This window comes from Roseiconus lacunae (assembly GCF_008312935.1).
GTDB classification, from domain to species: domain Bacteria; phylum Planctomycetota; class Planctomycetia; order Pirellulales; family Pirellulaceae; genus Stieleria; species Stieleria lacunae.
On the sequence record NZ_VSZO01000094.1, the window covers coordinates 1 to 14,280 of the forward strand.

Here is a 14,280-nt window from a genome sequence, read left to right on the forward strand (position 1 = left end):
CTCCGGCCCGGTGAGGGCCCTCCCCGGCCGTTCAACCGTCCGACCCTCCCGCAAGCGGGAAGGTGAAGAATAAAACGCGAACAGTTTCCACTCACCCCATCAGCCGCCACTAGTCGCGGAAGCCGGCGAGGCTTTCGGCATATCCCCAGTCCCGACCGAAACGCTCGGCGCGTTCCGCTACTCCCCTAGCGACATCGAGTGCGTTCGACGTCAAGCGAAACGACTCGCGGCCGATGTTTGACTCATTCAGCCAACCTTCACTCTCCCGTGGGAGAGTCGGGCCTCCGGCCCGGTGAGAGCCCTCCCCGGCCGTTCAACCGTCCGACCCTCCCGCAAGCGGGAAGGTAAAGAATAAAACGCGAACAGTTTCCACTCATCCCATCAGCTACTCCCCAATCTCCAGCGATCGTTCTCCGGATCGTCCTTGCCACAAACCGATTGGCGTCGACTAATCCGATCCACTTAAATTCATGAAACTGCTTGTCACCGGCGGAGCCGGGTTCATCGGAAGTTGCTTCGTTCGCGAATCACTTCAAACCGGATTCGCAGACATCGTCAACTTCGATGCCTTAACCTACGCCGGCAACCTCGACTCGATCCCACCGGCGAGTGATTCCCATGCCTTCGTTCACGGCAATCTCAACGACGTCGGACTTCTTAGCGAAACATTCCGGCAGCATCGACCGGATGGCGTCATCCATTTCGCGGCCGAGTCCCACGTGGACCGATCGATCGACGGCCCGGCCGCGTTCATCGAAACCAACATCAACGGTACCTTTGCCCTACTCACGGAAACACTGAAACACTGGAAATCGCTCGGCGACACCGAACAGCAATCCTTCCGCTTCCTGCATGTCTCGACCGACGAAGTCTACGGTTCGCTTGGTCCTGATGGCTACTTTAGCGAAACGAGTCCGTACCAACCGAGTTCACCGTACGCCGCATCCAAAGCCGCCGCCGATCACCTGGTCGGCGCCTGGCACCAAACGTACGGTCTACCGGCAATCATCACCAACTGCAGCAACAACTATGGGCCCTATCAGTTTCCCGAAAAGCTGATCCCGCTGATGATCCTTTCGGCCATCGAAGGCCGATCGCTGCCCGTTTATGGTGATGGGCAAAACGTCCGTGACTGGTTGTATGTCAGTGATCACTGTGCGGCGCTGCGGACCGTGTTTGAAAATGGCAAGCCGGGCGAAACGTACAACATCGGCGGCAATTGCGAACGCACGAACATTGAAGTCGTCCAGTCGATTTGTGAAGTCGTCCAGGAACTCAAACCCGACCTCGCACATGACTGCAAATCGCTGATCACGTTCGTCACCGACCGTCCCGGTCACGACCATCGCTACGCCATCGACGCCACCAAGATCAATCAACAACTCAGCTGGCAACCCCAGCACACCTTCGACACCGCGCTGCGAGAAACGGTCAAGTGGTACCTCGAGAATGATGCCTGGGTTGAAAGAGTCTTGAGCGGCGACTACCGATTGGAACGACTGGGGGGGGAGAGTTGCTAGTTGCTAGTTGCTAGAAGCTAGGAAGAAAGGAAGAAAGGAAGAAAGAAGAGGGAGGGACGCTACTTTCGACGGAGCGAAAGGCGATTAGGGGGAGTGGCTAGATACTAGGTAGATGAGTTTTGAGGATCTTCAGGTTTGGCAGCGTGCAGTTGAATTGTCGGCAGACATCTATCGCGGGACAAAAGAGCTAAGGGATTTTGGATTCCGAGATCAGCTAACTCGCAGTGGCTTGTCGATTCCGTCGAACATCGCCGAGGGCTACGAACGTGACAGTGATGCTGAGATTGCTCAATTCTTGAAGGTCGCGAAAGGTTCTGCCGGCGAAGTTAGAACCCAGGCAATCGTCGGCAAAAAAGCTGGCATTATTTCCGATGAGTTGGCAGATCGTTGGGCAGACGAATCAAAACAGCTAGGAAGAATGCTAGCCGCACTGATTCGGCGTCACCGACAAAGAGCCACCAGCCACTAACAACTCCCCTCCCGCACTCCTTGCCCGATCTAGCCACTAGCCACTCGCAACTAGCAACTGCCAGGACTAATCCGCGACGTCGCGGATTAGTCCTGGCCGGCGGCGCCGGCACCCGCTTGCACCCGATCACCCGTGGGATCTCCAAACAACTGATCCCGATTTACGACAAGCCGATGGTCTACTACCCGCTCTCAGTCCTAATGCTGGCGGGGATTCGTGAAATCTTGTTGATCTCGACTCCTGATGATCTGCCCGGATTCAAACGACTACTCGGCGACGGCTCTGATTGGGGCATCGAGATCGAATACGCCGAACAGACCGAGCCAAGGGGACTGCCCGAAGCGTTCACGATCGGCGAGTCATTCCTGGACGGACACCCGTCGGCCCTGATCTTAGGTGACAACGTTTTTTATGGTCACGGCTTTTCCGGTCAACTGCGACGTGTCAGCGAAAACACCACCGGAGCAACCGTGTTTGCCTATCCGGTCAGCAACCCGCAGCGATACGGTGTTGTCGAATTTGATCGCAGCGGGACGGCAGTCGGCTTGGAAGAAAAACCACAACAACCGAAGTCAAACTTCGCGATCACCGGGCTGTACTTTTTCGATGCCGATGCCAGTCGAATCGCAGGTCAACTTGAACCGTCCGCACGCGGCGAACTGGAAATCATCGACCTGATCGGGCACTACTTGTCCAAGCAACAATTGTCGGTCGAACAGTTTGGGCGTGGCTTCGCATGGCTGGACACCGGGACGCGCGACAGTTTGCTTGACGCTTGCAACTTTGTTGCCGCGATCGAAAAACGCCAAGGCCTCAAGATCGGCTGCCCCGAAGAGATCGCTTGGCGAAACCACTGGATCACCGCCGAACAACTCCGAACCCTCGGCAGCAACCTCAACAACGACTACGGCGAGTATTTGGAGTTGCTAGTTGCTAGTGACTAGATGCGAGCGAAGAAAGTGTCTTCCAGTTAAAGCTTCGTCAACCATCGAAACTAGGATTAGCCGCATGGCGTTAGCCACGGTTTCGGTGCAGTAACCGGGGCGAACGCCCGTCGGCTGATGAGCCGCTCCCCATCGTCGCCATTCGCTCCGCCGAAAGCAGCGTCCCTGCTCTTTCTCTAGCATCTAGCCACTAGCATCTAGCAACTCTTCTCTTGTCTAGCCACTCGCAACTAGCAACTCCCAACTCCAAGCTTCTCTACCTCTGTCATCGTTTCCCCTACCCGCCGAATCGCGGCGATCGGATACGGTCGTACAACCAGATTCGAGTCTTGGCGGAATCATTTGAGATCACGCTCGCCTGTCCACACGACGAGCCTGTGACACGGGAACAACGCGAACACATGCGAGCCTACTGTCGCGAGATCTTGACCGAGCCGGTGGGGCGATCACGCTGGATCAAAGCGGTCGGGTCTGCCGCGAAGGGACGCAGTTTGACCGAGGGGCTGTTCGCCAACGCATCGCTGCAACGATCGATCCTCCAGTCGCAGCGTCGATTGAAATTTGATAGCGTCTTTGTGTTTTGCAGCAGCATGTACCCGTACGTCGATCACGCCGCGTTTGCGGGGGTTCGCAAAGTCGTCGACCTGGTCGATGTCGACAGTATGAAATGGGAGCAACTATCGCGAGAATCGAGTGCACCGAAGCGACCGGTCTACGGACTGGAAGCTCGCCGAGTCAAACGGCTGGAACAAACGATCGCGGATCAAGCCGACGCGGTGATTCTGGTCAGTGACAGCGAAGCAGACGAGTTCCGCAATCGAATCCAAACGGACACTCCAATTGAAGGCGTCTCCAACGGAGTCGACACGGACTACTTTCGTCCCTTGGATTCGCTCTCGAATCCAAGGGACGAAAGTAGAGTTGCGAGATCAAGCAATATCAAGCACTCACCCAATTCCACTAACAGCTCGCAACTAGCAACTAGCAACTCTGCGGCTTGCCGCCTCGTCTTCACCGGCGTCCTGGACTATCCGCCGAACGTCGAAGGCATGCGTTGGTTTTGCAATGACATCCTTCCACGGCTTCGCGAGCGGATCGACGTCCGGCTGAACATTGTCGGCCGGCGTCCTAACCAAATCGTCAAGCAACTCGCCCAGATCGACGGCGTTACGCTTGTCGGTGAAGTCCCCGACGTCCGGCCGCATTTACACGCCGCCGACATCGCGATCAGCCCACTAAAGCTTGCCCGCGGAATTCAAAACAAAGTTCTCGAAGCGATGGCGAGTGGTTTACCGGTCGTCACGACCTCACAATCCGCCGAAGGCATCGACGCGATCGACGGCCAAGAATTCGTGATCGCCGACACCGTCGAAGCCTGGCTAGAGAGTCTTTCGCAGTTATCGCAGGACGCGCCGAAACGCCAATCGATCGGCCAATCCGCCCGCCAACGAGTCCTCGACGACTACAGCTGGCAAGCCAAACTCGCCCCACTCACACAACTTGCCATCGTCGCCTTTCGCTCCGCCGAAAGTAGCGTCCCTCCTCTCTCTTTCTAGCCACTAGCCACTCTTCTCTTGTCTAGCCACTCGCAACTAGCCTCTAGCCACTCTCCCCCCCCCTCCCCACGTGTCGGCTTCGTCATGCACAAGATGCAAGTCGCGGGGGCCGAGGTCTTGGTCGAGCAGATCATTGATCGGTTGGAGAACACGATCGACGCGACAGTGTTTTGTCTCGACGACGTCGGCGAGATCGGGTACCGGCTTCGGGACAAAGGGGTGCCGGTGATTGTGTTGGGGCGACGTCCGGGGATGGACTTGTCGGTCGCAAAAAAGTTGGCGGACGAAGTGAAACGGCGAGACATCCAGGTGTTGCACGCGCACCAGTACACGCCGTTTTTCTATTCCGCGATCGCTCGGATTCGTTACGGTGTCAAAGCCAAAGTCATCTTCACCGAACACGGGCGACATTACCCCGACGTGGTGTCGTGGAAACGGCGACTCGCCAATCGGACGCTACTGCAGCGATACGCGGACATCACGACCGCCTGCTGTGACTTCAGCACCAAGGCCCTGCAAACGATCGAAGGCTTTCCGAAAGCGTTTACGTTGAACAACGGCGTCGACGTCAGTGACTTGGTCCCGCGTGGCGACGAGTCGGATCAATCGCGATTGCGGGAACGACTGGGGCTCGACCAGGATCGGCCTTATGCGGCTTGCATCGCAAGGTTTCACGAGGTGAAAGACCACGCGACGCTGGTTCGAGCCTGGGCGAAAGTTCATCAGCAACTTCCCGAGGCGCACTTGCTGCTGGTCGGTGACGGCGAAGAACGCGAAAACATTGAGAACCTTATCGCTGAGTTGTCTACATCTAGCAACTCGCAACTAGCAGCTAGCATCTCTCTTTTAGGGATCCGCAACGACGTCCCCGAGCTACTGCGGGCGATCGACGTGTTCACGCTGACGAGTGTCAGTGAAGCGGCATCGCTGACGTTGCTCGAAGCGATGGCGAGTGAATGTCCCAGCGTGGTGACCGACGTCGGCGGGAACGCCGAACACTTGCGGCACGGCGTCGACGGATACCTTGCACCGCGAGGCGACGACGAGGCGTTGGCGGGGTGTTTGGTAAAATTACTGAGCGATCCTGATCGGGCGCGTCAATTCGGTCGATCATCACGAGCGCGAGTCCTCGACGCGTTCGACCTCAACGACGCCATCGGCCAATACCTCCACCACTTCCAAACCCTAGCCGCAACTAGCTTCTAGCAACTCTCCCCCATGCTCCCCCTTGCCAAACGAACGATTCGCCTTCTCGCGATCGCGATCGTTTCGCCGTTGCTGCTGACGCATTGGCTGGGCTCATGGGTATCCGGTGCGGACCGTTCGCTTGAATCGCACTCTCAATTCCTTTCGCTCATTCCGGGCACGACCGGCAGTTACCTGCGGGTCGCTTTTTACCGGTTCGCGCTGGCGCATTGTGATCCGAGTGTCACGATTAGTTTTGGGGTGCTGTTCAGTAAAACGGCGGCACGGTTGGAGCAGAACGTTTACATCGGCCCGCGATGCATGCTGGGCTGGGTTCGACTGGGGCCAGATGTGTTGCTCGGTCCGGCTGTCCAGATCCCCAGTGGGCCGCACACGCACGGCGTGGCTCGATTGGACGTTCCGATCCGCGAGCAACCCGGGTCGCCGCGGTGCATTGACGTGGGAGCCGACAGTTGGGTGGGTGCGGGAGCGATGATATTGGCGGACGTCGGTGCGCAGTGTGTGGTCGGTGGCGGCAGCATTGTGACCAAACCGACCCGACCGCGAACGATTTCTGCGGGTATCCCCGCAAGAGAGATTGGCAAACGGGGAGAAGCGACTACCTTGCCCGAACGCCCCCAGGGAACCGAGTCGCCGGTCACCCAAGCGGACGAAGTCCGCGCCGAACGAATCGGATAGCAATGTTGTCACACCTCCTCTCCCGCAGCGGAACTCGCCAAGAGTTTCGCTGAGTCCTTCGTCCCCATAACGCAACTCGACAACGGGACGTTGATTGAATCAGCCGCAATCGCGCTAGCGTGCGGTTCTTCCGCGCAAACCCGCGTCCTCCCCGACCGGCGCCCAACCATTCACTCTCTTAGCCACTAGCTTCTAGCAACTAGCAACTCTCACACTCACAACAAAACAAAGTGTCCACCATCGAAGCACAAGCTGACCTCGACGCATCCAATTCCAACGTCGATCCGGACCATGCCTCAGCGAGCGGCTACGAGCTTGTGATCGAGCCTCGGAAGGGGCTGCAATTATTCGACTGGAAGGAGTTGGTTGCGTACCGCGATCTGTTCCGCTTTTTGATATGGCGTCAGATCAAAGTCCGTTACGCTCAGTCGGCAATCGGAATCGGCTGGGCGATCATTCAGCCTTTGTTTTCGATGGTGCTGTTTACATTGATTTTTGGAAGGCTTGCCGAAATCGATTCGAACGGGGCACCATACGCACTGTTCAGTTTGGCGGCACTGCTGCCTTGGACTTACTTCAGCAATGCGATCACCGACGGCGTTGCCAGTTTGGTCAGTGAAGCCAACATGCTCCGCAAGATCTACTTCCCGCGGTTGCTACTCCCGCTTTCGGCGGTCTGTGCGAAGTTGGTCGACTTCGGGATCGCGGCGGCGATGATGGCGATCTTGATGGTGATCTACAAACAAACCCCACCTATTGAAATACTAGTCCTACCGCTCGCCGTGATCCTGATGATCATCACGGCCAGCGGTGTCAGCGTTTGGCTGACGGCACTGGCCGTCCAGTACCGCGACGTCAAACACGCGATGACGTTCCTGGTTCAGTTGCTGATGTACGCCAGCCCAGTCGTTTATCCCACATCAATGATTCCTGAAAAATATCGTCTCTTATATGCACTTAATCCAATGGTTGGAGTGATCGAGACTTTTCGCACCTGCCTATTGGGCACACAGCCGATTCCGTGGGACTTGCTTGGTATCGGTTTTGTCTCTGCCGCAGCTCTTCTCCTCACAGGGTTAATCTTCTTCCGTAAAAAAGAAAAAATCTTCGCTGACGTAGCATGAGTCTCATACGTGTAGAGTTCTATTTAGAAGCTTGTCCACTAAGGCATTTGACCAAACAAAATGATGCAACGAACTAGATTATTGCTTATAGGAGCCACCGGTTTTGTCGGCCAGGAGTTTCATCGCCAGCTTGCCAAACGTCGGTGCGAAGTCGTTCCCGTCGGGCGGAGCGATGTGGATATCTACGACGCGACCGCATTGGCTACACACATTTGCGACAAACGGATTGATTTCGCGATCAATTGTGCAGGTTATACGGGCAAACCAAACGTCGATGCGTGTGAGCTAGATAAACTGAACTGCCTGCAAGGTAATTCATCCCTTCCCGGCATTATCGCTCGGGCCTGTGCCGAGACCGGAACGCGATGGGGGCATGTTTCCTCGGGGTGTATCTTCACCGGTCGACGAGCGGACGGTGCTGGCTTTACCGAAGACGATGCGCCTAACTTTTCCTTCCGTCAGAACAATTGTAGCTTCTATTCCGGCACCAAGGCTCTCGGCGAAGAAATTCTCGCTGATGCCGAAGATGTTTATATATGGCGGTTGCGGATTCCTTTTAATAACATCGATTCGCCTCGCAACTACCTAACGAAGGTCATGCGATACGAGACGTTGCTGGAGGCAGAGAACAGTCTCTCGCATCTCGGTGACTTCGTCACATCGGCAATCGATTGCTTTGAAAAAGAACTGCCCTTCGGTCTCTATAATTTGACCAACCCGGGAGCAGTCACGACTTCGAAGGTCGTTGAAATGATACGTGATTCAGGGGTTTGCGATAAAGAGTTTTGTTTCTTCGAGGACGAAGATGAGTTCATGGCGAAGGCGGCCAAAACCCCACGTTCGAACTGCGTTCTTGACAGTTCCAAAGCGGTCGCAGCTGGTCTACCGCTTCGCCCAATTGAAATCGCCCTCCGCGAATCGCTCGATACCTGGAAAACAGCACTCGCAACGACGAATTAGGATATGAAAGTTCTTATCACTGGTGGCGCTGGATTCATCGGCGGTTGTTTTGTGCGGCATGCCGTGACAGATTCGGCCGACACAATCATTAACCTTGATGCCTTAACCTATGCGGGAAACCGAGACTCGATACCTGTCGAGAGCCCACGCCATATATTCGTTGATGGAAGCATCAATGACGCCGAATTGCTTGACGAGCTATTCGCAAAACATCAACCGGACGCGGTGGTGCACTTTGCGGCGGAGTCTCATGTCGATCGTTCGATCGATGGACCGGGCGCATTTATCGAAACAAATATTCATGGCACCTATTCGCTTTTAACAGCCGCGCGGAATTATTGGCAGTCATTAAAGAAGGGAAGCCGTGACGATTTTCGTTTCCTTCATATTTCGACTGACGAAGTCTATGGCTCGCTTGGGGCCGAAGGGTACTTCACCGAGCAAACTCCCTATGCTCCCACTTCTCCCTATTCGGCGAGTAAGGCATCGTCGGATCATTTGGTACGGGCGTGGCACCATACTTTCGGCTTGCCGACGATGATCACGAACTGCAGCAACAACTACGGTCCTTACCAATTTCCTGAAAAGCTGATCCCGCTGATGACGCTCAACGCCATTGCAGGAAAGCCATTGCCGGTTTACGGGGACGGGTTGAATGTACGTGATTGGTTGTATGTTGGCGACCATTGCTCGGCGATACGCACGGTTTTGGAAAATGGTGTGCCTGGCGAAACGTACAACATCGGCGGTAATTGCGAACGCACGAATATTGAGATCGTGAAGACCATTTGCCGTACCGTCAATGAATTATGCTCTGATGTGAGTCACGATTGCGAGTCACTGATCACATACGTCAGCGATCGTCCCGGTCATGACCGACGTTATGCGATCGACGCTAGCAAGATCAAGAGTGACCTCGGTTGGGAGCCCGTTCAGACCTTTGAATCGGCAATTGTCGAGACGGTCCGCTGGTATCTCGATAACACTCAGTGGACCAAGCGAATCCTTAGTGGCGAGTACCGACTGGAAAGACTCGGTGTGGCGGGGAGCTAAGAGGGAAACGCACGGTATTGAGCTGATCTTTTAATCTACTTTTCTACACGAAATCACTTGCCGCATGTCCAGATCACAGATTGCCGAACCCACCCCATGTCGCGACCACGACCCGACTCGCCGCAAGGGAATCGTCCTGGCGGGAGGCAGCGGGACCCGCTTGCACCCGATCACAAAGGGAATTAGCAAGCAGTTATTGCCGATCTATGACAAGCCAATGGTGTATTACCCGCTTTCAACCCTAATGTTGGCAGGCATTCGTAAGATCCTTTTGATCTCGACCCCTCAGGATTTACCGGGATTCAAGAGATTACTTGGCGACGGGGCAAGTTGGGGGATCGAATTGACTTATGCGGAGCAACCGAGCCCGGATGGTCTAGCGCAAGCATTTGTTATAGGGGCCGACTTTATTGACGGTCACCCATCCGCCCTCGTGTTGGGGGACAATATTTTTTACGGCCAAGGGTTCAGCACGCAGCTCATGCGAGTTTCCAACCGGGAAAAGGGAGCTACAATATTTGGCTACAAAGTAAGTGATCCCAAGCGCTATGGTATCGTTGAGTTCGATCAGAAAGGACGTGTGAAGTCGTTGCAAGAAAAGCCGAATATTCCAAGGTCCAACTTCGCGATTCCCGGACTGTATTTCTACGATGAGAAGGTCGTTGACATTGCAGCGGGTTTAAAAAGATCGGAGCGCGGAGAGTTCGAAATAACCGATGTCAACAAGGAGTATCTACAGAGGGGAGAACTCTCGGTGGAGCCTCTGTCGAGGGGCTTTGCATGGCTCGATACGGGGACAAGAGATAGCTTACTTGATGCGTGCAATTTCGTCGCAGCAATTGAAAAGCGGCAAGGCATGAAAATTGGTTGCCTTGAGGAAATTGCATGGCGGAACGGGTGGATCTCCGACCAAGAGCTAGAGGCGAGCGCGGAGCACTTCAATAATGACTATGGCGAATATCTGTGTCAGCTGCGAGGTTCTCTGTCAGCGATAAGCAGGCCGGATGATGGAATCTAATAACTCCCAGGGTGTGAGCCAGGAGCTTATACACAGCGTGAACGAGAGTGCTCAGCAGGCTAAAGGCGCTGATCATGAACGTTTAGGCAGGCGGCAGATCGCATTGTTGTACGCTGCAACATTCGTCATCCTACCGACCTGGATTTGCTATTATTTAGTTTCACTTAGGATCGGCAAAAATTCGTCTCTCGAATCACATGGTCAGTTTCTATCACTGTGGCCCGGGCGATTTGGTAATCTTTGTCGAGTTGCGTTCTACCGACTTGTGTTGCGGGAGTGCCATCCGACTGTTTCGGTCGGGTTCAACGTGCTTCTATCGAAGGTTGATACCGAATTGGATTCGCATGTGTATTTGGGGCCAGGGACGATGCTGGGCGATGTTTCTATTGGGCGCGACACCCTGGTAGGCCCGGGAGTTCAGATACCAAGCGGTCCACACATTCACGGTTTTGCGCGCCTCGATGTACCCATAAGGTTGCAGAAGGGGACGCCTCGAAAAGTGATCGTCGGGCGAGACTGCTGGATTGGTGCTGGCGCGATTGTTATGGCAGATGTCGGAAAGGGTGCGATTGTTGCAGCGGGGGCTGTAGTGACAAAACCTGTTGCGCCGTGGACAATCGTTGGTGGGGTTCCGGCCGTGCGAATCGGGGAACGTGTCGATATCGCAGAGCTAGACCGGCAGCCTGGAAAATAAATTCATAGCAACTACCTTGGTAATCGACTTCACTAAGAGCAGCGATGGGAACTCCGATTATTTCTGTTGAACAACTGTCTAAGGCGTATCGCTTAGGTCTTAAAGAGGAGGTTCCGGACACGCTCGTTGGTGCCGCAAAGAACATTTTCCAGAGTCCCCTAAGGAATTTCAAGGGCCTGCGCTCGTTGGACACCAGCGATTCTTGCGCGCATGGTGAGGAAACGTTGTGGGCTTTGCGAGAAGTGTCATTCGAGGTGGGGGAGGGGGATGTCGTTGGGATAGTCGGGCGAAACGGTGCTGGTAAAAGTACTTTGCTGAAAATCCTTAGCCGCATCACTGAGCCCACAGTCGGGCGGGTTACAATGCGAGGTAGGGTGAGTAGCCTACTGGAAGTTGGGACCGGGTTTCACCCTGAGCTTACCGGTCGTGAGAACGTATATATGAATGGCACGATTCTCGGAATGACAAAGAAGGAAATTGATCGGAAGTTCGATGAAATTATAGACTTCAGTGGAGTCGAAAAATTCCTTGATACTCCGACCAAACGTTATTCGTCGGGCATGCAGGTGCGACTCGCATTTGCCGTCGCTGCCCATCTAGAGCCCGAGATATTGATTATCGATGAAGTACTGGCGGTGGGAGATATCCAGTTCCAGCGCAAATGTCTCGGTCGCATGCATCAAGTCGCGAAAAGCGGCCGGACAGTGTTGTTCGTAAGTCACAATCTGTCTGCTGTTCGAGAGATATGTAATCGGGCTCTGGTTATGCAGGGTGGAGAGGTGTTCTATTCTGGGGGTGCCGGCGAGGCTCTCTCGCGGTACTCAAGTTCGATGCTTGAGCCGGAGAGTGGTAAAACGGCAGGCTTAGAAGTGACGCTGAAAGATGGCTGGGAGGTCTCGCCATGCGTAATAAAGGTTGAAAAAACGCAGGGCGGTAGTTCATTTGCTACTAAAAACGAAGAATCGAGAACTTCTCAAATCACTTTCAAGATGGCACTGCGTAGAGTAAGTGCTTGCGATTCAAAGTGGTATGATATTGCTATCGGAATCTATTCAGCCGACGGGACTTTACTAGCAAACACTAACACATCGAAGCTTAGTAGCGCACCCTCTCTTTCACGCTCAAAAGAAAGCCTAACTTGTCGTATCAATGCGCAGTCTTTCACGCCAGGGGATTACTTCATAAATTTGGCAATTTTCGATTCGGCGGGAAAGGTTTCTCTTCATTTGGAGAATGCAGCAGCTTTCCGAATTGAGCGAACGCTTGGGGACGCAGTGAATCGAAGGCTTCCGCATGATGCGCCTTTCGAGCTAGATGGAGACTGGAAGTTTTCTACGTTGAAGACCGTGGGGGACTAGATGAGCACGCTTATCGCATGTATCGGTGCATTTGATCGCAATAATTATGGGGATTTGTTGTTCCCACTGTGTGTCAAGCATGAGATAGAGCAAATCGATGATTGCAATTTGACTCTTGACTTCTTCGCTTTGAGACAAGCAGACTTCACGCCATTTGGTGGAGTGGCGGTTAGGCCTTTGTTGGAGCTCTCGGCGATTTCCTCAAAGTTTGACAAGGTGGTTGTCGTTGTCGGAGGAGGTGAGGTTCTAACTGCCACATGGGACATGCTCTTTGCAAATCTGCAGTCTCGCCATGATCCAGTTCCCCAATTTTTGCGTCGGCACCTTAAAGATAGGTTCCGTACTCGGTATTTGCGTTTTCGCTACGGAGCCGGAGACTACCCGTTCGTGCCGGACCCTTTGGTCTACGGCCCTAATGTCAAAGTAGTTTACAATGGGGTTGGAGGATGCGCTCTCGGCGGGGCTCGGTGCAAAGAGCTTCGTTACATTGAAGAGAGCCTTGCTGCGTCCGAGCTTATTGCGGTGCGGGATAAGGTCACATTCGCTGCAGTTTCCGCGAGGCCGAGTCTAAGTGATAAGGTAATCTTGACTCCGGACCCAGCATCATCATTAGCGGAGATGTTTCCCAGGGGCGTCCTGCGTGAGTTTTCTACAGACGCGTCAAATGAAATTATCGATGAATTTGGAAGCGGTTGCTATATTGCATTTCAATGCAACGAAGTCACCTTTAAGGGGCGGGAAAATCAAATCTTGGCAATTGTTGAGGAAATAGCTGATAGAACCAATCTGCCAATTGTCCTTGTGCCCATAGGGCAAGCACTCGGACATGGCGATCAGTTGGTAAATGAGTATGTCGCAGAGAATGCCAAGTCAGTGGCCGTTCCATTTCGGCCCCGCAGGTTGCATGATGTGGCGAATGTCATTGCCAATTCTCGTTGCTTCGCCGGCACGAGTTTGCACGGTGCGATTACAAGTATAGCGTACGGGGTGCGGTTTGTGCCAATGGATTGGTATGTGCCAAAGTTAAAGGCGTATCTAAGTACCTGGGGGGGCGGCACACAAGAGACCGGGTCTGTTATGCGTGAGGTAGCGGATCGTGTAGTTGATGTGGCTACCTCATCGGCCAACCAGGCCATTGACATTCAGTCCGTGATAGCTGGTTCGCACGAGTACCGAAAAGAACGTTTGCTTTCGTGTGTTATATAGGCGTTCTGCTTAGTTATGGAGAATAACCACCTCGGTTCGTCAGACAGTTCAGTCTCTGTTGTCATAGCCCTTTTTAATGGCGCGCAATTTATCAAGGATACGGTCGAGTCAATTGGGGCTCAGACTGTACGGCCGTGTTGCACCGTGATTGTCGATGACAAGTCGACAGACAATGGCGTTTCCATTGCGGCTAGTGCGTGTGAAACTCACGGGCTCGACTATAAAGTTGTTCGTCGACCGAGGAATAGCGGGGGGCCAGCGGCTCCTATCAATGATGGCGTTCGCGAGACATCGAGTCGCTGGGTTGCTCTGCTTGATCAGGACGATCTGCTTATGCCTACTCGAATCGAGGATTCGTTGCGGTGCCTTAGCGTATTTTCACACGCTAGGTTTTTGGCTGGTGACTACCAGAGCTTTTCGGAGAGTGGAGATATACCTGGCAGTAATGCAGCAGCACTTTCTGGGATAAGCATGCTTTCGGGGGGGGGGGGGGG

Annotated in this window: 14 protein-coding genes; all 14 read left to right on the forward strand. The window is 54.1% G+C overall.

The annotated features are described in order from the left end of the window. Positions 1-470: 470 nt before the first annotated feature. On the forward strand, positions 471-1,520 hold the full coding sequence (rfbB, locus tag FYC48_RS27435; RefSeq protein ID WP_149500015.1) for a dTDP-glucose 4,6-dehydratase: 1,050 nt from the start codon (positions 471-473) through the stop codon (positions 1,518-1,520). Positions 1,521-1,632: 112 nt separating this feature from the next. Next, positions 1,633-1,989 (forward strand): four helix bundle protein, encoded by a 357-nt coding sequence (locus FYC48_RS27440; protein ID WP_149500016.1) that lies wholly within the window; start codon positions 1,633-1,635, stop codon positions 1,987-1,989. A 20-nt stretch (positions 1,990-2,009) separates the two neighbouring features. After that, positions 2,010-2,933, forward strand: a complete 924-nt coding sequence (gene rfbA / locus FYC48_RS27445; protein ID WP_149500017.1) for a glucose-1-phosphate thymidylyltransferase RfbA — start codon at positions 2,010-2,012, stop codon at positions 2,931-2,933. Positions 2,934-3,145: 212 nt separating this feature from the next. Then, a complete protein-coding gene (locus tag FYC48_RS27450; protein ID WP_149500018.1) occupies positions 3,146-4,489 on the forward strand; it encodes a glycosyltransferase in 1,344 nt (447 codons plus the stop codon). 84 nt (positions 4,490-4,573) lie between these two features. After that, positions 4,574-5,695: a glycosyltransferase gene (locus FYC48_RS27455; protein WP_149500019.1), complete on the forward strand. Its 1,122-nt coding sequence runs from the start codon at positions 4,574-4,576 to the stop codon at positions 5,693-5,695. A gap of 12 nt (positions 5,696-5,707) precedes the next feature. Then, entirely contained in the window at positions 5,708-6,373 is a 666-nt protein-coding gene (locus FYC48_RS27460; RefSeq protein WP_149500020.1) for an acyltransferase, read from the forward strand. A gap of 230 nt (positions 6,374-6,603) precedes the next feature. Further along, on the forward strand, positions 6,604-7,497 hold the full coding sequence (locus FYC48_RS27465) for an ABC transporter permease (protein ID WP_149500021.1): 894 nt from the start codon (positions 6,604-6,606) through the stop codon (positions 7,495-7,497). A 63-nt stretch (positions 7,498-7,560) separates the two neighbouring features. Then, positions 7,561-8,457: a sugar nucleotide-binding protein gene (locus FYC48_RS27470; RefSeq protein WP_149500027.1), complete on the forward strand. Its 897-nt coding sequence runs from the start codon at positions 7,561-7,563 to the stop codon at positions 8,455-8,457. 3 nt (positions 8,458-8,460) lie between these two features. After that, on the forward strand, positions 8,461-9,510 hold the full coding sequence (gene rfbB, locus FYC48_RS27475; protein ID WP_149500022.1) for a dTDP-glucose 4,6-dehydratase: 1,050 nt from the start codon (positions 8,461-8,463) through the stop codon (positions 9,508-9,510). Positions 9,511-9,574: 64 nt separating this feature from the next. Continuing rightward, on the forward strand, positions 9,575-10,528 hold the full coding sequence (gene rfbA / locus FYC48_RS27480; RefSeq protein WP_149500023.1) for a glucose-1-phosphate thymidylyltransferase RfbA: 954 nt from the start codon (positions 9,575-9,577) through the stop codon (positions 10,526-10,528). Further along, entirely contained in the window at positions 10,518-11,222 is a 705-nt protein-coding gene (locus FYC48_RS27485) for an acyltransferase (RefSeq protein WP_160149808.1), read from the forward strand. Before rfbA (FYC48_RS27480) ends, FYC48_RS27485 begins: the two co-directional genes overlap by 11 nt. Before the next feature lie 44 nt (positions 11,223-11,266). Next, positions 11,267-12,580: an ABC transporter ATP-binding protein gene (locus tag FYC48_RS28070; protein ID WP_160149809.1), complete on the forward strand. Its 1,314-nt coding sequence runs from the start codon at positions 11,267-11,269 to the stop codon at positions 12,578-12,580. Further along, positions 12,581-13,786, forward strand: coding sequence for a polysaccharide pyruvyl transferase family protein (locus tag FYC48_RS27495; RefSeq protein WP_149500025.1), 1,206 nt, complete (start codon positions 12,581-12,583; stop codon positions 13,784-13,786). It begins immediately after the preceding gene. Positions 13,787-13,801: 15 nt separating this feature from the next. Further along, a partial coding sequence (locus tag FYC48_RS28895) for a glycosyltransferase family 2 protein (RefSeq protein ID WP_149500026.1) occupies positions 13,802-14,280 on the forward strand: 479 nt, incomplete at its 3' end.